Origin of the sequence: Amycolatopsis sp. NBC_01286 (assembly GCF_035982555.1) — a bacterium.
In the GTDB taxonomy this organism is placed as follows: domain Bacteria; phylum Actinomycetota; class Actinomycetes; order Mycobacteriales; family Pseudonocardiaceae; genus Amycolatopsis.
Genome location: NZ_CP108428.1, coordinates 7,859,400 through 7,884,882, shown reverse-complemented (window position 1 = coordinate 7,884,882; position 25,483 = coordinate 7,859,400). Strand labels below are relative to the sequence as shown.

Here is a 25,483-nt window from a genome sequence, read left to right as displayed (position 1 = left end):
ATGTCCACGCCGAACGACCGGGTCGTCGAAGCACTCCGTGCCGCCATGAAGGAGTCCGAACGGCTCAAGCGGCAGAACCAGGAGTTGCTGGCCGCGTCGACGGAGCCGATCGCGATCGTGGCCATGAGCTGCCGGTTCCCCGGTGGCGTCCGCTCCCCGGAGGCCCTCTGGGACCTGGTGGCGAACGGCGGGGACGCCATCGGGCCGTTCCCCGCCGACCGCGACTGGGACCTCGAAGCGGTCACCGGCGCCGGCGTCGACGAGCGCGGCATGAGCGTCAGCCAGGCCGGCGGCTTCCTCGACGGCGTCGCCGACTTCGACGCCGGGTTCTTCGGGATCTCGCCGCGTGAGGCGGTGTCCCTGGACCCGCAGCAGCGGCTGCTGCTGGAGGTGTCCTGGGAGGCCATCGAACGCGCCGGCATCGACCCGAAACGGTTGCGGGGCAGCAAGACCGGCGTGTTCGCCGGGACGAACGGCCAGGACTACGCCTACCTGATGGTCCGCTCGCTCGCCGACGCGGACGGCTCGGTGGGCACCGGGATCGCCGCGAGCGCGATCTCCGGCCGGCTCGCGTACTCGCTGGGCCTGGAAGGCCCGGTCGTGACCATCGACACGGCGTGTTCGTCGTCGCTGGTCGCGGTGCACCTGGCCGCGCAGGCCCTGCGGGCGGGGGAGTGCTCGCTCGCGCTCGCCGCCGGGGTCAACGTGATGTCGACGCCCGGCTCGCTCATGGAGTTCAGCCGTCAGGGCGGGCTCGCCGGTGACGGCCGCTGCAAGGCGTTCTCCGACGACGCCGACGGCACCGGCTGGTCCGAAGGCGTCGGTGTGCTGGTGCTGGAGCGGTTGTCCGACGCCCAGCGCCTCGGGCACGAGGTCCTCGCCGTCGTCCGCGGCACCGCCGTCAACTCCGACGGTGCGTCGAACGGCTTCACCGCGCCGAACGGCCCGTCGCAGCAGCGTGTCATCCGCCAGGCCCTCGCGAGCGCCGGACTGTCCACTTCGGACGTCGACGTCGTCGAGGCGCACGGTACCGGTACGAAGCTCGGCGACCCGATCGAGGCCCAAGCCCTGCTGGCCACCTACGGTCAGGACCGCGAGACGCCGCTGCTGCTGGGGTCCGTCAAGTCCAACATCGGCCACACCCAGGCCGCGGCCGGGGTCGCCGGGATCATCAAGACCGTCGAGGCGATCCGGCACGGCGTCGTGCCGCAGACCCTGCACGCCGCCGAGCCGTCGTCCCATGTGGACTGGAAGTCCGGCGCTGTCGTCCTGGCCGCCGAGCAGACGCCGTGGCCGGAGACCGGCCGCCCGCGTCGCGCCGGTGTGTCGTCGTTCGGCGTCAGCGGGACCAACGCCCACGCGCTGATCGAGCAGGCCCCGCCGGCGCCGGTTGCCGAGGAGATGCCGCGGGCCTCGATTCCCGTGCCGTGGCTGCTGTCCGGGCGCACCCCGGCCGCGCTGCGCGCCCAGGTCGCCCAGGTGCTCTCGGCCACCGAAGACCGCGAACCCCTGGACGTGGCGTGGTCGCTGGCGACCACCCGCTCGTCGTTCGAGGAGCGGCTGTCGGTCGTCGGTAGCGACCCGCGGGCCGCCCTGGCGTCCTGGCTGGACGACGGTGAAGCGGCCGGCGTCGTCACCGGTTCGGCCGACCAGCCCCCGGCCCTCGCCTACGTCTTCTCCGGGCAAGGTGCGCAGTGGCTCGGCATGAGCCGCACCCTCGCCGCCCGGTTCCCGGTCTTCGCCGACGCCCTGTCCGCGACGCTCGACCTGCTCGACCCGCGCGTCCGCGAGGTGCTGGCCGGCGCCGACACCGCTGCCCTCGACGAGACCGGGCACGCGCAGCCCGCGCTGTTCGCCGTGGAAGTGGCCCTGTTCCGCTTGCTGGAGTCCTGGGGCGTGCGGCCCGACTTCGTCGCCGGGCACTCCGTCGGCGAGATCGCCGCTGCGCACGTCTCCGGTGTGCTGTCCCTGAACGACGCCTGTGTGCTGGTCAGCGCGCGCGCCCGGCTGATGCAGGCGCTGCCCGCGGGCGGCGCGATGGTGGCCGTGCGGGCGTCCGAAGACGACGTCCGGCCGTACCTGGGCGACGACGTGTGCGTCGCCGCGGTCAACGGGCCGACGTCGGTGGTGCTGTCCGGCACCGAAGACGCCGTGCTCGCCGTGGCCGAGCGGTTCGACCGGCCGCGCCGGCTGGCCGTGTCGCACGCCTTCCACTCGCGCCTGATGGACCCGATGCTGGGCGACTTCCGGCAGATCGTCAGCGGCCTGACCTTCGCCGAGCCGGTGCTCCCGTTCGTCGCCGGTGGCGACGTCACCTCGGCCGAGTACTGGGTGAGCCACGTCCGCGAGCCGGTTCGTTTCGGCGACGCCGTGCGCCGGCTCGCCGAGCGGGGCGCGACGGTGTTCGCCGAGCTGGGCCCGGCCGCCGTGCTCACCCCGTTGATCGGCCTGACCGCCGACGACGTCACCGCGATCCCGGTGCTGCGCAAGGACCTCGACGAGCCCGAGACGCTGACGGCCGCGCTGGCCGCCCTGCACACCGCGGGTGTCCGGATCGACTGGACGGCGTTCTTCGCCGGCACCGGCGCGCGGCCCGTGGCCCTGCCGACCTACCCGTTCCAGAGCGAGCGGTACTGGCCGTCCACTGTGGACGCGGTTACCGACGCGGCCGGGCTCGGCCTGACGCCGGTGCAGCACCCGCTGCTCGGCGCGTCGCTCACCCTCGCCGAGTCCGACGGCCTGCTGCTCACCGGCCGGCTGTCCGCGCGCACGCACCCGTGGCTGACCGACACGCGGTTCCCCGGCAGCGGATTCCTCGAGCTGGCCCTGCGGGCCGGGCTCGACCTGGGCTGCGACCTGGTGGAGGAACTCACCCTCGGCGCGCCGCTGGAGCCGGCCGCCGACGAGGCCGTCGACCTGCAGCTGTCGGTGGGGGAGCCGGACGCGACCGGCCGCCGCCGCCTCGACATCCACACCCGGCCCGCCGGGTCGGTCGTCGGCAGCTGGGTCCGCCGCGCCGAAGGCGTGCTCGCCACCGGCGGGCACCACGAAGACTTCGCCACGGCCGAGTGGCCGCCGGCCGACGCCGAAGAGCTGACGTCGGACGTCCCGGAGCTGCGCGGCCTGTGGCGCCGCGGCGACGACGTGTTCGCCGAGGTCGCCTTCGGCGAGGACGAGACCACGGCGTTCGGGCTGCACCCGCGGCTGCTGGAGAGCACGCTGCAGGCGGCCGGGCTGCGGGGCTACCCGGCGCGGTGGACCCGGGTGACGCTGCACGCCGCGGGCGCGGCCCGGGTGCGCGTCCGGATCCGCCACGGCGAGGACGGCGTTTCGCTGGCCATGGCCGATGCGGCCGGGCAGCCCGTCGCGTCGGTCGGGTCCGTCCACGCGGAAGACCTCGGCACCGTGACGTTCACCGGTGCGGACTCGCTGTTCGAGCCGCGCTGGGCGCCGGTCGTGCTCCCGCCGGACGCCGTCGTCGTCACCGAGCTGACCGGCCCGCTCGCCGACCTGGCCGACGTCCCGGCCGTCGTCACGGTCCGGCTCACGGCGTCGGACCCGCTGGACGGCTTGGCGACGCGGGCCCTGGTGCTGGCCCAGGAGTGGCTGGCCGACGAACGGTTCGCGCACGCCCGGCTGGCGTTCGTGACGGAAGGCGCTGTGGCGGCCGAGGACGGCGAGCCGATCCACGACCTCGCCGCGGCGGCCGTCTGGGGCCTGATCCGCACCGCCCAGGCCGAGAACCCGGGCCGGTTCGTGCTGGTGGACGTCGACGCCGAGACGTCGGCCGACGCGGTGGCGCGGGCCCTCGCGCTCGACGAACCGCAGCTCGCGCTGCGCGGCGACGACGTCCGCGCGGCGAGACTCGCCCGGGCCCGGATGACCGGCGCCGAAGCACGCGCGTGGAACCCGGACGGCACCGTCCTGATCACCGGCGGCACCGGCGGCCTCGGCGCCGAACTCGCCCGGCACCTCGTGCGCGAGCACGGCGTCCGGCACTTGCTCCTGCTCAGCCGTCGCGGCCCGGACGCTCCGGGCGCGCAGGACCTCCGCGACGACCTGGCCGCCCTCGGGGTCGACGCGACCGTCGCCGCCTGCGACGTCGCCGACCGCGCGGCGCTCGAAACCGCTCTCGCCGCGATCCCGGCCGAGCACCCGCTCACCGCCGTCGTGCACGCGGCCGGTGTCCTCGACGACGGCGTCGTCACCGCGCTCACGCCCGAGCGGCTGACTCGTGTCCTGAATGCCAAGGCCGCGTCCGCGTGGCACCTGCACGAGCTGGCCGGCGACGTCGCCGCGTTCGTGCTGTTCTCCTCCGTCGCCGGGATCATGGGCGGCGCCGGGCAGGGCAACTACGCCGCCGCCAACAGCTTCCTCGACGCCCTCGCGGCCCACCGCCGTGCCACCGGCCTGCCCGGCCTCTCCCTGGCCTGGGGCTCGTGGGCCGTCGAAGGCGGCATGGCCGGCTCCCTGTCGGAGGCCGACCGCGCGCGGATGGCCCGCACCGGCATGCCGCCCCTCGAACTCGATCACGGCCTCGCGCTCTTCGACACCGCCCTGACCCTGCCGCACGCGCTCGTCGTCCCGGTCGCCGTCGACCTCGCCGCGCTGCGCCTGCTCGACGAGCTCCCGCCGCTGCTGCGCGGCCTGGTCGGCGGCACCCGCCGCTCGGCCGCCGTCGCCACCTCCGCGGCCGCCGGTGACCTCGCCCGCGGCCTGCGCGAGCTGTCCGAGGCCGACCGGCTCACCGCCGTCGTCGACCTGGTCCGCAGCCGCGCCGCCACGGTGCTCGGCCACGCCGACGCCACCGCCGTCGGCGCCGGGAAGTCGTTCTCCGACCTGGGTTTCGACTCGCTGACCGCGGTCGAGTTCCGCAACAAGCTGGCCACCGTCACGGGCCTGCGCCTGCCCGCGACGCTCGTCTTCGACCACCCGACCCCGACGGCCGTCGCGCAGTTCGTGCTGGGCGAGCTGTTCGGCGCCCGCGGCGTCGACGACGTCGTGGCGAACACGGGCGCGCTCGCGGACGACCCGGTCGTCGTGGTCGGCGTCGCCTGCCGCTTCCCCGGCGGCATCGCCGGTCCCGAGGACCTGTGGGACCTGGTCGTCTCGGGCGGCGACGCCGTCTCGGGCTTCCCGGTCGACCGCGGCTGGGACGTCGCGGCGCTGGCCGCCTCCGACACCCGCGCCGGGGGTTTCCTCTACGACGCGGCCGAGTTCGACGCGGGCTTCTTCGGCATCTCGCCGCGCGAGGCGATGTCGATGGACCCGCAGCAGCGCCTGCTGCTGGAAGTGTCGTGGGAGGCGTTCGAACGCGCCGGCCTCGACGCCACCGGCCTGCGCGGCTCCCGGACCGGCGTGTTCGTCGGCACCAACGGCCAGTCGTACTCCGACCTGTTCCTCACCGCCGACGTCGACATGCGCGGCCAGACCGGCACCGGCATCGCCGGCAGCGTCGTGTCCGGCCGCCTCTCGTACGTGCTGGGCCTGGAGGGCCCGGCGATGACCGTCGACACGGCGTGTTCGTCGTCGCTGGTCGCGATGCACCTGGCGGCCCAGTCGCTGCGCTCGGGGGAGTGCACCCTCGCGCTGGCCGGCGGCGTCACCGTGATGGCCACGCCTGGTGGGTTCGTCGGCTTCAGCGGCCAGAACGGCCTCGCCCCGGACGGGCACTGCAAGGCGTTCTCCGACGACGCCGACGGCACCGGCTGGTCCGAAGGTGTCGGCGTCCTGGTGCTGGAACGCCAGTCCGACGCCCTCCGCAACGGCCACCGGATCCACGCCGTGCTCCGCGGCTCGGCCGTCAACCAGGACGGCGCGTCCAACGGCCTCACCGCCCCGAACGGCCCTTCGCAGCAGCGCGTCATCCGCCAGGCCCTGGCCAACGCCGGACTGTCCACTTCGGACGTCGACGTCGTCGAGGCGCACGGCACCGGCACGGTGCTGGGTGACCCGATCGAGGCCCAGGCGTTGCTGGCGACCTACGGTCAGGACCGGGAAACGCCGCTGCTGCTGGGTTCCATCAAGTCGAACTTCGGGCACACCCAGGCCGCCGCGGGTGTCGCGGGCATCATCAAGATGATCGAGGCGATGCGGCACGGGACCGTGCCGCCGTCGCTGCACGTCGGCGAGCCGTCGTCCCATGTGGACTGGACGGCGGGGTCCGTCGAGGTCGTCTCCGAGGCCGTCGACTGGCCCGCCGCCGACCGCGCGCGCCGCGCGGGCATCTCGTCCTTCGGCATCAGCGGTACCAACGCGCACGTCATCATCGAGGCGCCCGAGCCCGTCGCCGAGCCGGACGCCGAACGCCGTGAGCTGCCGGTCGTCCCGTGGGTCGTCTCCGGCAAGACCGAAGCCGCCGTCGCCGCGCAGGTCGCGCGGGTCACCGAGACCGGCCTCGACCGCCTCGATGTGGGCCACTCGCTCGTCACCACCCGCGCGAGCTTCCCGCACCGCACCGTCCTCCTCGCCACCCTCGACGGCGTCCGCGAAGCCGCCACCGGCGCGGCCACCACGACCCCGTCGGTCGCGCTGCTGTTCACCGGCCAGGGCTCCCAGCGGCTCGGCATGGGCCGGGAGCTGCACGCCACGTCGGCGCCGTTCGCCGCGGCCCTCGACGAGGTCCTCGGCCACCTCGACCCCGGCGTCCGCGACGTCCTGTGGGGCGACGACCCGAGCCTCCTGGCCGAAACCGGCTGGGCGCAGCCTGCGCTGTTCGCCATCGAGGTCGCCCTGGCCCGCCTGGCCGAGGCCCACGGCGTCCGGCCCGCCCACGTCGCCGGCCACTCGATCGGCGAGATCGCCGCCGCCCACATCGCCGGCGTGCTGTCGCTGGCCGACGCCGCCACCCTGGTCACCGCCCGCGGCCGCCTCATGCAGGCCCTGCCGCGCGGTGGCGCGATGGTCGCCGTCGAAGCGTCCGAATCCGACGTCCGCCCGCTGCTCACCGACGGCGTCTCCCTGGCCGCCGTCAACGGCCCGCGCTCGGTCGTGCTGTCCGGCGTCGAGGCCGACGTCCTGGCCGTCGCCGGCCGGTTCGCGAAGTCCAAGCGCCTCAAGGTCAGCCACGCTTTCCACTCCGGGCTGATGGACTTGATGCTCGACGAGTTCCGCGAGGTCGTCTCGACGCTGACCTTCGCGCAGCCGCGCATCCCGTTCGTCACCACCGGCGACGTCACCTCGCCGGAGTACTGGGTCCGCCACGTCCGCGACACCGTCCGGTTCGCCGACGCGCTGGGCCGGCTCACCGAAGCGGGCGTCACCGCCTTCCTCGAGGTCGGCCCGGACGGCGTCCTCTCCGCGATGGTCGACGCGCCCGAAGCCGTCGTCACGCCGTTGCTGCGCAAGGACCGCCCGGAGCCCGACGCCGTGCTCGGCGCGCTGGCCCGGCTGCACGTCGCCGGCGTGGACGTCGACTGGACGCCGTGGTTCGCCGGCACCGGCGCCCGGACCGTCGACCTGCCCACCTACGCCTTCCAGCGCCAGCACTACTGGCCCAGCGTGACGCCGGGCCGCGGCGCCGTCGAACGCCTCGGCCTCACCCCGGCCGGGCACCCGCTGCTCGACTTCGCCGTCGACCTCGCCGACTCGGGCGGTGTCGTCTTCTCCGGCCTGCTGTCCCTGGCCGGGCAGCCGTGGCTGGCCGACCACGTCGTCGGCGGGCACGTGCTGTTCCCCGGCACCGGCTTCCTCGACCTCGCCGTCCGCGCCGCCGACCAGGTCGGCTGCTCGGCCGTCGAAAGCCTCACCGTCGCCGCGCCGCTGTGGCTGCGCGAGCACGAGCCGACCCTGCTGCAGGTCACCGTCGGCGGCCCCGACGACGCGGGCCTGCGCGAACTGACCATCTCCTCCCGCGGCACCGACCCGCACGCGGAGTGGACGCAGCACGCCGCCGGCGTTGTCGCGGTCGGCGAACGCCCGGCCGCCACGGTCGGCGACTGGCCACCGGCGAACGCGTCCGAAGTGGACGTCACGACGCTGTATAACGAACTAGCCGACAACGGTCTCGACTACGGCCCCGCCTTCCGTGGGCTGGTCAAGGCCTGGCACGACGGCGAAGACCTGCTCGTCGAAGCCGCGCTGCCCGAGGACGGCGACGCGTTCGGCCTGCACCCCGCGCTGCTCGACTCGGTGCTGCACGCCATCCACCGGCTCGACTCGATCGCCCCCGGCCTGCCGTTCGCCTGGTCCGGCGTCTCCCTGCACGCGACCGGCGCGACCCGGATCCGCGCCCGGATCACCCCGGTCGACCAGGAGTCGGTGGCCATCGCCGTCGCCGACGAGACCGGCGCGCCGGTGCTGTCGGCGGAATCCCTGCAGCTGCGCGAAGCCACGCCTCGCAGCGCCGACGACGAGTCGCTGTTCCAGACGACCTGGGTCCCGGCCGCGCTGGCCAAGGACGCCCCGGCCGGCACGTGGGCGCTGCTCGGCGACGACCCGCTGCTGGCGCCCGTCGCCCGGCGCTGCGCCGAGCTGGAGCAGGCCCTTTCCCTCGAACCGGACGTCCTGCTCGTGCCCGTCGCGGGTGTCGGCGACGTCCTCACCGCCGTCCGTGAGGTCACCGCGCGGGTCCTTTCGGTGCTGCAGCACGCTTTCACCGACGAGCGCGCCGGCCGGATCGTCTTCGTGACGCGCGGCGCCGTGGCCGTCGACCCGGGCGACCGGATCGCCGACCTCGCCGCCGCCGCGGCCTGGGGCCTGATCCGCTCGGCCCAGTCCGAGCAGCCCGACCGGTTCGTCCTGGTCGACCTGAAACCCGGCGCGGCGCTGCCGGGCACCGGCTTCGTCGTCTCCGGCGAACCGCAGTTCGCCGTCCGCGGCGAAAGCATCCGCGTCGCCCGGCTCGGGCGCCTCGCCGGCAACGGCGACATCCTGCCTCCCGCGGTACCGGCGTGGCGGCTCACCGCCGGTGCCGCGGGGATCGACGGCCTGACCGCCGAAACGTGCCCCGAGGTCCTCGACGATCTGGCACCCGGCGAGATCCGCGTCCGCGTCGAGGCCGCCGGCCTCAACTTCCGCGACGTGCTCAACGTCCTGGGCATGTACCCCGGCGAGGCCGGCAAGCTCGGCGCCGAGGGCGCGGGCGTCATCGAGGCCACCGGCCCCGGCGTCGACCCGGCCCGCGTCGGCGAGCGCGTCTTCGGCATGATGCCGGGCCCGTTCGGCCCGTACACCACCCTCGACGCCCGTTACGTGGCCCCGGTGCCGGCCGAGTGGTCCTCGCGCACCGCCGCGTCGGTGCCGCTGGTCTTCCTCACCGCCTACTACGCGCTCGTCGACCTGGCCGACCTGCGGCCGGGCGAGAAGATCCTGATCCACGCGGGTGCCGGCGGCGTCGGGATGGCCGCGATCCAGCTGGCCCACCACCTCGGCGCCGAGGTCTTCGCGACGGCCAGTTCCGGCAAGCAGCACGTCCTGCGTGAGCTGGGTGTCGCCGACGACCACATCGCCTCCTCCCGGACCCTCGACTTCGAAGCCGCCTTCCGCCGGGTCACCGGTGGTCAGGGCGTCGACGTCGTGCTCAACGCCCTGGCCGGCGACTTCGCCGACGCGTCGCTGAACCTGCTCGCCGACGGCGGCCGGTTCCTCGAGATGGGCAAGACCGACGTCCGCGACGCCGCCTCGCTGAGCCGGATCCGCTACCGCGCGTTCGACCTCGGCGAGGCCGGACCCGACCGGACGCAGGAACTGCTCGTCGAGCTGCTGCGGCTCTTCGGCGAGGGTGTGCTCACGCCGCTGCCGATCCGCAGCTGGGACCTGCGCCAGAGCGCCGCCGCGTTCCGGTTCATGAGCCGCGCCCGGCACATCGGCAAGATCGTGCTGACCCTGCCGCCGCGCTGGGACCCCGAAGGCACGCTGCTCATCACCGGCGGCACCGGTGGCCTGGGCCGCGAGCTGGCCCGCCACCTCGTCGCCGGTTACGACATCCGGCACCTCGTGCTCACCAGCCGCCGCGGTGTGGACGCGCCTGGCGCCGCGGAGCTGCGTGACGAGCTGACCGCTCTCGGTGTCGACGTCACGGTCGAGGCCTGCGACGCCGCCGACCGCGACCAGCTCGCCGCCGTCCTCGGCCGGATCCCCGCTGAGCACCCGCTCAAGGCGATCGTGCACACCGCCGGTGTCCTCGACGACGGCGTCGTCGCGTCCCTGGACGCCGACCGGCTCGACCACGTGCTGCGGCCCAAGGCCGACGCCGTCGTCCACCTCGACGAGCTGACCCGCGAGGCCGACCTCGCCGCGTTCGTCGTGTTCTCCTCGGTCGCCGGCACCGTCGGCTCGGCCGGGCAGGGCAACTACGCCGCCGCCAACGCCTTCCTCGACTCCTTCGCCGTCCACCGCCACGCCGAAGGCCGCGTCGCGACCTCCCTGGCCTGGGGCGGCTGGGAAACCGGCATGGTCGGCACGCTCAGCGACGCCGACCGCGAGCGGATGGCACGCGGGGGCGTGCCGCCGCTGACCGTCGAGCACGGTATGCGGCTGTTCGACCGCGCCACCCGCTCGCCGAGCGCCGTCGTCGTGCCGATGCGCGTGGACATGACGGCCATGCGCGCCCAGGGCGAACTCCCGTGGCTGCTGCGCCCGGTCACCCAGCCCGGCCGCCGCCGCGCCGGCGGCGACGCCGCGCACGTCCGCGGCTCGCTGCGCGAACAGCTCGCCGGGATGCGCGAGCCCGAGCAGCTGCGGGTGCTCACCGGCCGGGTCGTCGCCGAGGTCGCGACCGTGCTCGGCCACGCGCCGGAGAACGTCGACACCACCGGCGAATTCCGCGAACTGGGCTTCGATTCCCTGACGGCGGTGGAGTTCCGCAACCGGCTGGCCGGCGTGACGGGCCTGCGGTTGCCGTCCACGCTGGTCTTCGACTACCCGACACCGGTCGCGGTGGCCGGGTTCGTGCTGGGCGAGCTGTTCGGCGCCCGCGGCGCCGACGCCGTCGTGACGACCGCGGCCGTGGAAGGCGACCCGATCGTGCTGGTCGGGATGGCGTGCCGCTTCCCGGGCGGCGTGACCGGCCCCGACGACCTGTGGGACCTGGTGGCTTCGGGCGGCGACGCCGTCTCGGGCTTCCCGGCCGACCGCGGCTGGGACGTCGCCTCCCTCGCCGGGAGCGACACCCAGGCGGGCGGCTTCCTCTACGACGCCACCGAGTTCGACGCGGGCTTCTTCGGCATCTCACCGCGCGAAGCCGTCGCGATGGACCCGCAGCAGCGCCTGCTCCTGGAAGTCTCGTGGGAGGCGTTCGAGCGCGCGGGCCTGGACGCGTCGACGTTGCGTGGCTCCCGCACCGGCGTCTTCGTCGGAACCAACGGGCAGTCGTACTCAGACCTGCTGATGAGCACGGACGCCGAGCTGCGCGGGCAGACGGGCACCGGCATCGCCGGGAGCGTCGCGTCGGGCCGCCTGTCGTACGTACTGGGGCTCGAAGGCCCGGCGATGACGGTGGACACGGCGTGTTCGTCGTCGCTGGTCGCGCTGCACCTGGCCGCGCAGTCACTGCGCTCCGGCGAGTGCTCCCTCGCGCTCGCGGGCGGTGTCACCGTGATGGCGACGCCGGGCGGTTTCGTGGGCTTCAGCGGCCAGAACGGCCTCGCGCCGGACGGCCGGTGCAAGGCGTTCTCCGACGACGCCGACGGCACCGGCTGGTCTGAGGGCGTCGGCCTGCTCGTGGTCGAGCGTCAGTCCGACGCCATCCGCAACGGCCACCGGATCCTCGCCGTGGTGCGGGGTTCCGCGGTCAACCAGGACGGCGCGTCGAACGGCCTCACCGCCCCGAACGGGCCGTCACAGCAGCGGGTCATCCGCCAGGCTCTCGCCAACGCGGGACTGTCCACTTCGGACGTCGACGTCGTCGAAGCGCACGGAACGGGCACGGTGCTGGGCGACCCGATCGAGGCTCAGGCGCTGCTGGCCACCTACGGCCAGGACCGGGAAACCCCGTTGCTGCTGGGCTCGATCAAGTCGAACTTCGGCCACACCCAGGCCGCCGCCGGCGTGGCCGGGATCATCAAGATGGTCGAGGCGATGCGGCACGGGATCGTGCCGAAGTCGCTGCACGTCGGCGAACCGTCGTCCCATGTGGACTGGGAGGCCGGGGCCGTCGAGGTCGTGGCCGAGGCCACCGACTGGCCTGCCGCCGACCGCGCGCGCCGGGCCGGGATCTCGTCCTTCGGCATCAGCGGCACCAACGCCCACATCATCATCGAGGCCCCCGAATCCACGCCGGAGGTGCCGCGCGAGACCCCGGCCGCGACCACCGTGCCGCTGCTCGTCTCCGGCCGAACTGAGGACGCTCTCCGCGCCCAGGCGGGACGCCTCCTGAGTGTCCTGGCCGGCGATTCGAACCTGCTCGACGTCGCCTTCGCGGCGGCCACCACCCGGACGAGCTTCGCGCACCGCGCGGCGATCGTCGTCGACGAAACCGGCACCGCCGTCCGCGCGCTGCGGGCCCTCGCCGACGGTGAGCCCGCCGCGGGGGCGCTCACCGGTGAGACCGCGCACCAGCCCGTCCAGGCGTTCCTGTTCACCGGCCAGGGCGCGCAGCGGCTCGGCATGGGCCGCGAGCTGGCGGAGACGTACCCGGTGTTCGCCGAGGCCCTCGACGAGGTGCTGGCGTACTTCCACCCGGACCTGCGCGACGTCGTCTGGGGCACGGACGCGGGCGTGATCGCGGAGACCGGCTGGGCCCAGCCGGCCCTGTTCGCCATCGAGATCGCGCTGACCAGGCTCCTGGACGCGTGGGGCATCCGCCCCGACTACGTGGCGGGTCATTCGATCGGCGAGATCGCCGCCGCGCAGGTCGCCGGGGTGCTGTCGCTGGCCGACGCGTGCGCGCTGGTCTCGGCGCGCGGCCGCCTCATGCAGGCGCTGCCGGCCGGTGGCGCCATGGTCTCGGTCGAAGCGTCCGAAGCGGACGTCCGCGCGGTGCTGACCGACGGCGTCGACATCGCCGCGGTCAACGGGCCGCGCTCGGTCGTGCTGTCCGGCGTCGAAGCCGCCGTGCTCGAGGTCGCGGCGCGGTTCGAGAAGACCAAGCGGCTCAAGGTGAGCCACGCGTTCCACTCGCACCTGATGGACCCGATGCTGGCGGAGTTCCGCCAGGTCGTCTCGGCCCTGAAGTTCGCGCAGCCGCAGCTGCCGGTCGTCGCGTCCGGGGACGTGACGTCGCCGGAGTACTGGGTCGAGCACGTGCGCGCCACCGTCCGCTTCGGCGACACCGTCGGGAAACTGGCCGACGCCGGCGTCACGACGTACGTCGAGGTCGGGCCGGACGCCGTCCTCACCGGCCTGGTCGACGTGCCCGGCGCGACCGCCGTCCCCGTCCTGCGCCGCGGCCGGGACGAACGCACCGCCGTCACCACCGCGGTCGCCGCGTTGCACGTCGCCGGCGTCCGGATCGACTGGACCGCGTGGTTCGCCGGAACCGGTGCCCGGCCCGTCGACCTGCCCACCTACGCCTTCCAGCACCGCCGCTACTGGCCGGAAGCGGCCGTCCGCGCCTCGACCGGTGACGACGCCTTCTGGGCCGTCGTCGAAGGCGGCGACCTCGCCGAGCTGGCCGCCGACCTCCAGGTCGACGCCCCGGCCCTGGAAACCGTCCTGCCCGCGCTGTCCGCCCTGCGGGCCCGGCGGCAGCGTCAGTCCCTTGTGGACGGCTGGCGCTACCGCGTCGAGTGGCGTCCGCTGGACGCGACCCCGGCGACGGCGGGGGAGCGGCTGGTCCTGGTCCCCGCGTCCCACATCGATGACCCGTGGGCGCGGCAGGTCGCCGACGCCCTCGGCACGACCGTCGAAATCCCCGCCGGCGCCGACCGCGACACCTTCGCCGACCTCCTGCGCGACCAGGTCAGCGGGCTCGTCGTCTCGCTGCTCGCCCTCGACGAGTCCGCCGGCCTCACCGGCAACACCGCCGTCGTCCAGGCCCTCGACGACCTCGGCGCGGACACCGCGCTCTGGTGCGTCACGCGCGGCGCCGTCACCACCGGCCCGGCCGACCGCCTCACCGCGCCGGCCCAGGCCGCGACCTGGGGCCTCGGCCGTGTCGCGGCCCTCGAATACCCGCGCCGCTGGGGCGGCCTCGCCGACCTGCCGGCCGAGCTCGACGCCCGCCTGCTCACCCGCTTCGCCGGAGCGCTGGAAGGCGACGACGACCAGATCGCCGTCCGCGCCTCCGGGGTCTACGGGCGTCGGCTCGCCCCCGCGGCGGCCGCGCCGTCGCCGTGGCAGCCCAGCGGCACGGTCCTCGTCACCGGCGGCACCGGCGCGCTCGGCCGGCACGTCACGAAGTGGCTCCTGAGCCAGGGTGCCGAGCGCGTGGTCCTGGCCAGCCGTTCCGGCGGCGAGCCCGACGCCGACGAGCGGATCGTCATCGCCCGCTGCGACGTCGCCGACCGTGAGCAGCTCACCGCGCTGCTCGCCGAATACCGCCCCGGCGCCGTGATCCACGCCGCGGGTGTGCTCGACGACTGCGTCCTCGGCAGCCTGACGCCCGACCGCTTCGCCGCGGTGTTCCGCGCCAAGGTCGAGTCGGCCGTCCTGCTCGACGAGCTGGCCGGCGACCTCGACGCGTTCATCCTGTTCTCCTCGGTCGCCGGCGCCGTCGGCAACCCCGGCCAGGCCAACTACGCCGCCGCCAACGCCGTCCTCGACGCCCTGGCCGAAACCCGGCGCGCCCGCGGCCAGGCCGCGACGTCCATCGCCTGGGGCGCCTGGGCGGGCGACGGCATGGCCGCGGGCCTCGGCGGCGGCCTCGACCCGGATCTGGCCGCCACCGTCCTCGCCGACGCCGGTGGGCCCGCCGCACAGCTCGTCGTCGCCGACATCCAGAACGCCGACGTCCTGCGCTCGCTGCTCAGCATCCGCCGCAGCCCGCTGCTGGCCGACCTCCCCGCGGTCCGCCGTGTCGTCGCCGAGCTGGACGCGGCTCCCGCGCCCGGCACCAGCGCGCTGGCCACCCGGTTGCTCACGACGCCCGCGGCCGAGCGCGGCACCGTCCTGCTGGACCTGGTGCGCGACCACGTCGCCGCCGTCCTCGGCCACACCGGCACCGGTGAAATCGGCGCCACGCGGGCGTTCTCCGACCTCGGCTTCGACTCGCTGACCGCCATCGAACTGCGCAACCGGATGGAGACCGCGACCGCGCTGAGCCTGCCCGCCACCCTCGTCTTCGACCACCCGAACCCGGCCGCGCTGGGCGAGTTCCTCCTGGGCGAGCTGATCGGGGACGGCACCGACCTGCCCGTCGCGCTCCTGCCGAACGCGGCCGCGGGCACCGGCGACCCGATCGTCATCGTCGGCATGAGCTGCCGCTTCCCCGGCGACGTCCGCACCCCGGAACACCTGTGGGACCTGCTCTCCGACGGCCGCGACGCGATCACCGGCTTCCCGGCCGACCGCGGCTGGGACATGACCGCCCTCGGCGGCCAGGGCCGCGGCAGCAGCTACGTCGACCGCGGCGGCTTCCTGCCCGACGCCGCCGAGTTCGACCCGGAGTTCTTCGGCATCTCCCCGCGTGAAGCCCTCGCCATGGACCCGCAGCAGCGGCTCCTGCTGGAGACGTCGTGGGAAGCCGTCGAACGCACGGGCATCGACCCGAGCGGCCTGCGCGGCAGCCGCACCGGTGTCTTCGTCGGCACCAACGGCCAGGACTACGCCGGCGTGATCGTCAACTCCGCCACCGACGTCGAGGCCCACGCGGGCACCGGCGTCGCGGCGAGCGTCGTGTCCGGCCGGCTGTCCTACGCGCTCGGCCTCGAAGGCCCGGCGATGACGATCGACACGGCGTGCTCGTCGTCGCTGGTCGCGCTGCACCTCGCCGCCCAGGCCCTGCGCGCCGGCGAGTGCGAACTCGCCCTGGCGGGCGGCGTCACCGTGATGTCCACCCCTGTCAGCTTCGTCGGCTTCAGCCGCCAGAACGGCCTCGCCCCGGACGGCCTCTGCAAGGCCTATTCCGACTCCGCCGACGGCACCGGCTGGTCCGAAGGCATCGGCGTCCTCGTCGTGGAACGGCTGTCCGACGCGCGCCGCCACGGTCACGACGTCCTGGCGGTCGTCGCCGGCTCGGCCATCAACTCCGACGGCGCGTCCAACGGCCTCACCGCCCCCAACGGGCCCTCGCAGCAGCGCGTCATCCGCCAGGCGCTCGCGTCGGCCGGGCTGCAGCCGTCCGAAGTGGACGTCGTCGAAGGCCACGGCACCGGCACCACGCTGGGCGACCCGATCGAAGCCCAGGCGTTGCTGGCCGCGTACGGCCGCGACCGCGAGCGGCCGCTGCTGCTCGGCTCGGTCAAGTCCAACCTCGGGCACACCCAGGCCGCGGCCGGTGTTGCCGGGATCATCAAGATGGTCCTTGCCCTGCAACGGGAACTGGTGCCCGCGACGCTGCACGTCACCGAACCGTCGTCCCACGTGGACTGGACGGGCGGCGACATCCGGCTGGTCACCGAGGCGACCGAGTGGCGCGAGAACGGCCACCCGCGCCGTGCCGGCATCTCGTCGTTCGGCCTCAGCGGCACGAACGCCCACGTGATCATCGAGCAGGCGCCCGTCTCCGTGCCGGTCGAACCTCGCCGGGACGTCACCCCGAGCGTGGTGCCGTGGGTGCTGTCCGGCCGGTCCGAAGCCGCCCTGGACGCGCAGCTCGCGGCCCTGCCCCGCGACCTCGACCCGATCGACACCGGCTTCTCCCTGGTCACGACGCGGGCGGCGTTCGAGCACCGCGCGGTGCTGCTCGCCCCCGGCGACCAGGTCGCCCGCGGCGTCGCCCGCGAGCGCACGGCCGCGTTCCTCTTCACCGGCCAGGGTTCGCAGCGCCTCGGCATGGGCCGCGGGCTCTACGAGCGCTTCCCGGTGTTCGCCGACGCCTTCGACGCCGTCTGCGCCCACCTCGACACCGCCCTCCCGCAGCCGCTGCGTGACGTCGTCTTCGGCGACGACGTGGCCGCGCTCGACGAGACCGGCTGGGCGCAGCCCGCGCTGTTCGCGCTGGAAGTGGCCCTGTTCCGGCTCGTGCGCTCGTGGGGTGTGCGGCCCGCGTTCCTCGCCGGGCACTCGGTCGGCGAGATCGCGGCCGCCCACTGCGCGGGTGTGCTGTCCCTCGCCGACGCGTGCACGCTCGTCGCCGCTCGTGCCCGCTTGATGCAGGCCCTGCCTTCGGGTGGCGCGATGGTGGCGATCCGGGCCACCGAAGACGACGTCCGGCCGTTCCTCAACGACGACGTCTCGCTCGCCGCCGTCAACGGACCCGAGGCCGTCGTGCTCTCGGGTGTCGAGGATGCCGTGCTGGCCGTCGCCGCGCGGTTCGAGAAGACCAAGCGGCTCACCGTGTCCCACGCCTTCCACTCCGCGGCGATGGACCCGATGCTGGCCGAGTTCCGCGCGGTCGCCGAGACGCTGACCTTCGCCGAGCCGGACGTCCCGGTGGTGTGCGACGGCGATGTCACGTCGCCGGAGTACTGGGTCGGCCAGGTCCGCGGCACCGTCCGGTTCGCCGTCGCCGTCACCCGGCTCACCGGGGCGGGCGTCAGCGCGTTCGTCGAACTGGGCCCGGACGCCGTACTCACCGCCCTCGTCGACGGTGACGACCAGGTCCTCGCGCCGGTGCTGCGTGCCGGCCGCGACGAGGAGACGGCCGCCGTCACCGCGCTGGCCGCACTGCACACCGGCGGCGTCGCCGTGGATTGGGCCGCGCTCTTCGAGGGCACCGGCGCCCGGCGCGTCGCACTGCCCACCTACCCGTTCCAGCGGCAGCGTTTCTGGCCGCGGCTCGTGGCCGGCGCGGGCCAGCTCGGCGGCCTCGGCCTGACCGCGGCCGGGCACCCGCTGCTCGGCGCGATCACCGAGGTCGCGGGGTCCGGTGACCTGGTGTTCTCCGGCCGGCTGTCGCTGAAGACGACGCCCTGGCTGGGCGATCACGTCATCGGCGGTCAGGTCCTGTTCCCGGGCGCCGGTTTCCTGGAGCTGGTCGTGCGGGCCGGTGACCAGGTCGGCTGCGGCCAGGTCGAGGACTTCACCGTCGCCGCGCCGCTCGTGCTCGGCGACACCGCCAGCCTGGTGCAGCTCGTCGTCGGCGCGCCCGACGCTTCGGGCCGTCGCGAGGTCGGCGTCTCGTCGCGGGCCGAGGGCCCGGACGCCGACTGGGTCCGCCACGGCACCGGCATCGTCGCGCCCGGCACGCTGCCGACCGCCGCGCCGGACACCGAGTGGCCGCCGTCCGGTGCCGAGCCGGTCGACCTCACCGCGTTCTACGACAACTTCGCCGGCGCCGGCTTCGCGTACGGCCCGGAGTTCCAGGGCCTGCGGCGCGTCTGGCTGCGCGACGGCGAAGTCTTCGTCGAGGCGGAGCTGCCCGGTGAGGACGCCGACGCGTTCGGCCTGCACCCGGCGCTGCTCGACTCGGTCCTGCAAGCGGTGTCCTTTGTGGACTCCGTGCCCGGCGGCCTGCCGTTCTCCTGGGCAGGTGCCGTGCTCCACGCGACGGGCGCGGAGAAGGTCCGCGCCCGGATCACCCGGGCCGCCGACGACGCCGTCGCGCTCACCCTGACCGACGAGTCCGGCGCGCCCGTGCTCTCGGTCGACGCCCTGACGCTGCGCGCGACGACCCAGGCCGCCGCCGGACCCGAGCCGCTGTTCCGCCTGGACTGGGTGCCGCTGCCGGTGCCCGCCGGCGAAGCGGACGGCCAGTGGGCCGTGCTCGGCCACGACACCCGCCTCGGCGAACTCGGCCCGGAGTACCCGGACCTCGACGCCGCGCTGGCCGCGGACCCGGACGTCCTCGTCGTCCCGGTCCAGGGCACCGGCGACGTCCCCGACGCTCTCCGCCGCGTCACCGCCGACGTCCTGGCCGTCGTGCAGGCCGCGAGCGAACGCGGCCTCGGCCGGGTCGTCTTCGTGACCCACGGCGCCGTCGGCACCGCGCCGACGGACCTCGCCGCGGCCGCCGCCTGGGGCCTCGTGCGCTCGGCCCAGTCGGAGGACCCCGGCCGGTTCGTGCTCGCCGACGCCGACGACGTGTCCCTGCCCGGCCTGCCCGCCGCGCTGGCCACCGGCGAACCCCAGCTGCTGCTGCGCGACGGCACCGCCCGCGTCGCCCGCCTCGGCCGTCCGAATGCGGCACTTTCACGTGAAAGTGCCGCCTGGAACCCCGACGGCACCGTGCTCATCACCGGCGGCACCGGTGGCCTGGGCCGGGTCTTCGCCCGGCACATCGCCGCCGAGTACGGCGCCCGGCACGTCCTGCTCGCCAGCCGCCGCGGCGGTGCGGCCGACGGGCTCGTCGAGCTGGTCGCCGAACTCGCCGCGCACGGCACCGAGGTCAGCGTCGAGGCGTGCGACCTCGCCGACCGCGACGCCGTCGCCGCGCTGCTGGCCGCCATCCCGGCCGACCGGCCGCTCACCGCCGTCGTGCACGCCGCCGGTGTGCTCGACGACGGCGTCATCGGTTCGCTCGACGCCGCTCGCCTCGACACCGTGCTGCGCCCGAAGGCCGACGCCGCGTGGCACCTGCACGAGCTGGCCGGCGACGTCGCCGCGTTCGTGCTGTTCTCCTCGGTCGCCGGCACGATCGGCTCGCCGGGCCAGGCGAACTACGCCGCCGCCAACACCTTCCTCGACGCGCTCGCCGCCCACCGGCACGACCGCGGCCTGGCCGCGACGTCGCTGGCCTGGGGCGCGTGGGAGACCGGCATGACCGGCACCCTGACCGACGCCGACCGCGACCGGATGACCCGCGCGGGCATGCCGCCGCTGCCCGTCGAGCAGGGCTGCGAGCTGTTCGACCGCGCCCTGGAATCGGGCGAACCCGCGCTCGTGCCGGTGCTGATGGACCTGCCGCTGATCCGCTCGCAGGCCGAGCCGCCGTGGCTGGTGCGCCCGGTCGGCCGCCCGGGCCGCCGCGGTGCGGGCCGGTCGACGCCGACCGCGAACGCCCTGCGCGACCGGCTGTCCGGCCTGCGTGAGGGGGAGCAGCAGAAGGTGCTGCTCGACGTCATCCGCGCGCAGGTCGCCGCGGTGCTCAGGTTCGACGCCGCCACCGTCGACGTCGCCCGCGAGTTCCGCGGCCTCGGCTTCGACTCGCTGACCGCCGTCGAGTTCCGCAACCACCTCGCGTCGGCCACCGGCCTGCGGCTGCCCGCGACGCTCGTCTTCGACCACCCGACGCCGGTCGTGCTGGCCGGGTACCTCCGCGACGAGCTGTCCGGCGCGGACGCCGCGCCGGTGCTGCGGGCGCGGACCACGACCACGCCGGTCGCCGACGAGCCGATCGCGATCGTGTCGATGGCCTGCCGCTACCCGGGCGGCGTGACCTCGCCGGAGGACCTGTGGGACATGGTCCTGACCGGCGGCGACGGCGTCGGACCCTTCCCGGCCGACCGCGGCTGGGACCTGAGTGGCCTCTTCGGGGCGGATCGGGGACGTTCTTATGTTCGTGAAGGCGGTTTTCTCGGTGGTGCGGGAAGCTTCGATCCTGGGCTCTTCGGGATCTCGCCGCGCGAAGCGCTGGCGATGGACCCGCAGCAGCGCCTCCTCCTGGAGACGTCCTGGGAAGTGATCGAACGCGCCGGCGTCGACCCCGTGTCGCTGCGGGGCAGCCGGACCGGCGTCTTCGCCGGGGTGATGTACCACGACTACGGCCAGGGCGTGCAGTTCCCGGAGGAGGCCCTCGGTTTCCTCGGGATCGGCACCGCGGGCAGCGTGATGTCCGGCCGTGTCTCCTACGCGCTGGGCCTGGAAGGTCCGGCCGTCACGATCGACACGGCGTGCTCGTCTTCGCTGGTCGCGATGCACTGGGCCGCGCAGGCGTTGCGGGCCGGTGACTGCGAACTGGCGCTCGCCGGCGGCGTGACCGTGATGGCGACGCCGGGCGCGTTCGTGGACTTCTCGGCCCAGGGCGGCCTCGCCGGTGACGGCCGCTGCAAGTCGTTCTCCGACTCCGCCGACGGCGTCGGCTGGGCCGAAGGTGTCGGCCTGGTCATGCTGGAACGCCTGTCCGACGCGCGGCGCAACGGCCACGAAGTCCTCGCCGTGCTGCGCGGCTCCGCCGTCAACCAGGACGGCGCGTCCAACGGCCTGACCGCCCCGAACGGCCCGTCGCAGCAGCGCGTCATCCGCCAGGCGCTGTCGGTCTCCGGGCTCGGCGTGTCCGATGTGGACGTCGTCGAAGGCCACGGCACCGGGACGCCGCTGGGCGACCCGATCGAGGCCCAGAGCCTCCTCGCCACCTACGGCCGTGACCGTGAGACGCCGCTGCTCCTGGGCTCGGTGAAGTCGAACATCGGGCACACCCAGGCCGCCGCCGGGGTCGCGGGCGTGATCAAGATGGTGCAGGCCATGCGCCACGGTGTCGTCCCGCAGTCCCGGTTCTCGGCCGAGCCGTCGTCCCATGTCGACTGGACCGAGGGCGCGGTTTCGCTGGTGCCGGAGAACACCTCCTGGCCCGAGGTGGACCGCGTCCGCCGGTCGGCGGTGTCGTCGTTCGGCATCAGCGGCACCAACGCTCACGTCATCCTGGAGCAGCCCGCCCCGGCCGACCGGCCCGCGCCGCGTCCGTCCGCGCCGCTGTCCCGCCCGGTGCCGGTCGTCGTCTCCGGACGGACTCCGGAGGCGCTCCGGTCCCAGGCCGCGCGCCTGGCCGACCGGATCGAGGCCGACCAGACGCTCGCCCCGGCCGACCTCGCCTACTCCGCCGCGGTGACGCGCGCGGCGCTGGCCCAGCGCGCGGCCGTCGTCGCCGACGACCTCGACGGCCTGGTCAGCGGCCTGCGTGAGCTGGCCGCCGGCGAGACCCCCGCCGGAGTCGTGCGTGGTGAGGCGCGGGTCGCCCCGCCGGTCGCGTTCCTCTTCGCCGGGCAGGGCTCGCAGCGGATCGGCATGGGCCGCCGCCTGCACGAGGTGTACCCGGTGTTCGCGGGCGCGTTCGACGAGATCCTGGCCCAGCTCGACCCGGCCGTCCGGGACGCTCTTGGCGACGCGGACCTGATCGACCGCACCGACTTCGCGCAGCCCGCGCTGTTCGCCTTCGAGGTCGCGCTCTTCCGCCTCCTGGAGTCGTGGGGCGTGCACCCGGACTTCGTGACCGGGCACTCCGTCGGCGAGATCGCCGCCGCCCACGTGGCCGGCGTGCTGTCCCTGCCCGACGCCTGCGCCCTGGTGTCCGCCCGCGCCCGGCTCATGGGCGCGCTGCCGACCGGCGGCGTCATGGTCGCGGTGCGCGCGTCCGAATCGGACGTCCTGCCGCTGCTCGGCGAGGGCGTCGACGTCGCGGCCGTCAACGGCCCGGGCTCGGTCGTCCTGTCCGGGCACGAGGACGCCGTCGTCGCGGTGGCGTCGAAGTTCGCCAAGCGGCGCCGCCTGCGGGTGTCGCACGCCTTCCACTCCGTCCTGATGGAGCCGATGCTCGCCGAGTTCGGCGAGGTCGTGGCGAACCTGGAGTTCGCGAAGCCGCGGGTGCCGGTCGTCTCGGCCGGGGACGTCACGTCGCCGGAGTACTGGGTCAGCCAGATCCGCGACACCGTCCGCTTCGGCGACGCGGTCGAGCGGCTCACCGAAGCCGGCGTGACCGTCTTCGCCGAGGTGGGCCCGGACGCGACCCTGTCCGCGTCCGTCGACGAACCGTCCGCGAGCGTGATCCCGTTGCTGCGCAAGGACCGTGACGAGGCGGCCGCGGTCACCGAGGCGATCGCGCGGCTGCACGTCGCCGGCGTCGGCGTCGGCTGGGACGACTACTTCGCCGGTGCGCAGCGCGTCGCCCTGCCGACCTACGCGTTCCAGCACGAGTGGTTCTGGCCGCTGCCGGCCACCGGCGGCGACGCCACCGGGCTCGGCCTCGCGCCGACGGGCCACCCGCTGCTCGGCGCGACCGTCACGCTGGCCGATTCGCTCGGCGTCCTGTTCTCCGGGCGGCTCTCCGCGGCCACCCAGCCGTGGCTGCGTGACCACGTCATCGGCGGCCGGATCCTGTTCCCGGGCGCGGCTTTCCTCGAACTGGCCGTCCGCGCGGCCGACGAGGTCGGCTGTGCGTCGGTCGCCGACCTGACCCTGTCCGTGCCGCTGGTCCTCGAGCCGGACAGCGCCGTCGTCCTGCAGCTGGCCGCGGGGGAGCCGGACGACACAGGCCGTCGTGAGCTGACGATCTCCTCCCGCGCCGACGACACCGACGAGTGGGTCCGCCACGCGACCGGCACGCTGTCGCCGCAGGCGGTGGCGGCCGAACCGGTGCCCGAGACCTGGCCGCCCGCCGAAGCGTCCGAAGTGGACTTGACGGGCTTCTACGAAACGTCCGCCGAAGCCGGATTCGGTTACGGGCCCGCGTTCCAGGGCCTCAACCGCGTCTGGCAGGACGGCGCCGACGTCTTCGCCGAGCTGGCGCTGCCCGAGGGCCAGGAAGCCGCGCGGTTCGGGCTGCACCCGGCGTTGCTCGACGCCGCGTTGCAGGCCATCGGCTTCGGCGAAGGCGCCCCGGCCGGGCTGCCGTTCGCCTGGACGGGCGTGTCGCTGCACGCGGCCGGCGCGAGCCGCGCCCGCGTCCGGATCTCCCCGGTCGGCGGCGGCTCCGTCTCCCTCGCCATCGCCGACGAGGCGGGCAAGCCCGTGCTCTCGGCCACCGGCGTCACCCTCCGCGCGGCCACCGCGCCGGACGCGGCCGACCCGCTGTTCCGCCTGAACTGGCTGCCGGTCCCGGTCCCCGAGCCGGACGACAGCACCTGGGCCGTCGTCGGCGACGGCTTCGGCCTGGCCGAGACCCTGGGCTGCGATACGCACCCTGACCTGGCCGCCGCCGTGGCGTCCGGTGCCGGAGTGGTCGCCGTCCCGGTGTCCGGTGACGCCGATGCCGGAGCCGCCGCGCACGCGCTCACCGCGTCGGTGCTCGAACAGCTCCAGACGGACTCGGCCACCAAGGTCGTCTTCGTGACGCGCGGTGCCGCGGGCCCGGGCCGCACGGACGTCGCGGCCGCCGCCGTCTGGGGCCTGGTGCGCTCGGCCCAGTCGGAGGACCCGGGCCGGTTCGTGCTCCTCGACGTCGACGAGCCCAACGCGGACGTCCTGCGTGCCGCGGTCGCCACCGGCGAACCTCAGCTGGTCCTGCGTGACGGCGTCCTGAACGTCGCCCGCTTGGCCCGCGCGACCCTCGACACCACCGAGACGACCTGGGACCCCGACGGCACCGTGCTCATCACCGGCGGCACCGGTGGCCTGGGCCGGGTCTTCGCCCGGCACCTCGTCACCGGCGGTGCCCGCCACTTGCTGCTGGCCAGCCGCCGCGGCCCGGGCGCCGACGGCGTCGCCGAACTGGTCGCGGAACTCAAGACGGCCGGGGCCGACGTCCGCGTCGAGGCCTGCGACGTCGCCGACCGCGACGCCGTGGCCGCGCTGCTCGCGGGCATCCCGGCCGAGCACCCGCTCACCGCCGTCGTGCACACCGCCGGGGTCGTCGACGACGGCGTCGTCGGCTCGCTGACGGCCGAGCGCCTGGACACGGTGTTCGCGCCGAAGCTCGACGCGGCCTGGCACCTGCACGAGCTGACCGCCGACCTGCCCCTCGCCGGGTTCGTCCTGTTCTCCTCGGTCGCCGGCACCATCGGCACGCCGGGCCAAGCGAACTACGCGGCGGCCAACGCGTTCCTCGACGCCCTCGCCGACCTGCGCCGCGACCGCGGTCTGCCCGGGCTCTCGCTGGCCTGGGGCGCCTGGGACACCGGCATGACCGGCGACCTGACCGACGCCGAACGCGAACGGATGGTCCGCGGCGGGATGCCGCCGCTGGGCCGCGAGCAGGGCGCGGAACTGTTCGACCGCGCTGTCGCGTCGACGGAATCGGCGCTCGTGCCGGTGCTCGTCGACCTGCCCGTGCTGCGCACTCGTGGCGAGCTGCCCTGGCTGCTGCGGCCGATCGGCCGTCCCGGCCGGCGCAGCGCCGCCGCCGGAGCCGACCGGGCCGCGGCCGGCGACCTGCGCCTGAAGCTCGCCGGGATGCGGGAGAACGAGCAGGACCGGACGCTGCTGACGCTCGTGCGGGCCCAGGTCTCGGCCGTGCTCGGCCACCCGGCCGACCGGATCGATGGCGGCCTCGAGTTCCGCGAACTCGGCTTCGACTCGCTGACCGCCGTCGAGTTCCGCAACCGCCTGTCGGCGGCCACCGGCCTGACGCTGTCCGCGACGCTCGTCTTCGACTACCCGACCCCGGCCGGGCTCGCCCGGCACCTGCGGACCGAGCTCGCGCCCGCTCCCGCCGCGGCGACGTCGCTGCCGGCGGAGCTCGACCGGCTCGACGAGCTGATGGAGGCCAGCTCGGCCGACGACGTCGCCCAGGCGGAGGTCGCGGCCCGGCTGCGCCGGATCCTGGCGAAGATCGGCGGTGCGGCCGCGCCCGAAGACGTCACCGACCGGATCGACGCGGCCAGCACCGACGAGGTGTTCGCCTTCATCGACAACGAACTGGGCCGGCTCGGTGACGCACCCGGGTCCCCCTTCGACCAGGAAGGCTGAGGCCGCC

The 25,483-nt window shown here is 74.8% G+C and carries 1 protein-coding gene; it reads left to right on the top strand.

Going from position 1 to position 25,483, the window contains the following annotated elements:
- Complete coding sequence (locus OG570_RS36110; RefSeq protein ID WP_326953364.1) at window positions 1-25,476, top strand: type I polyketide synthase; 25,476 nt, start codon at window positions 1-3, stop codon at window positions 25,474-25,476.
- Window positions 25,477-25,483 lie beyond the last annotated feature (7 nt).

Excerpts from the sequence above, each read along its gene's own strand:
- OG570_RS36110 (WP_326953364.1), top strand. The coding sequence starts at position 1 with ATGTCCACGCCGAACGACCGGGTCGTCGAAGCACTCCGTGCCGCCATG.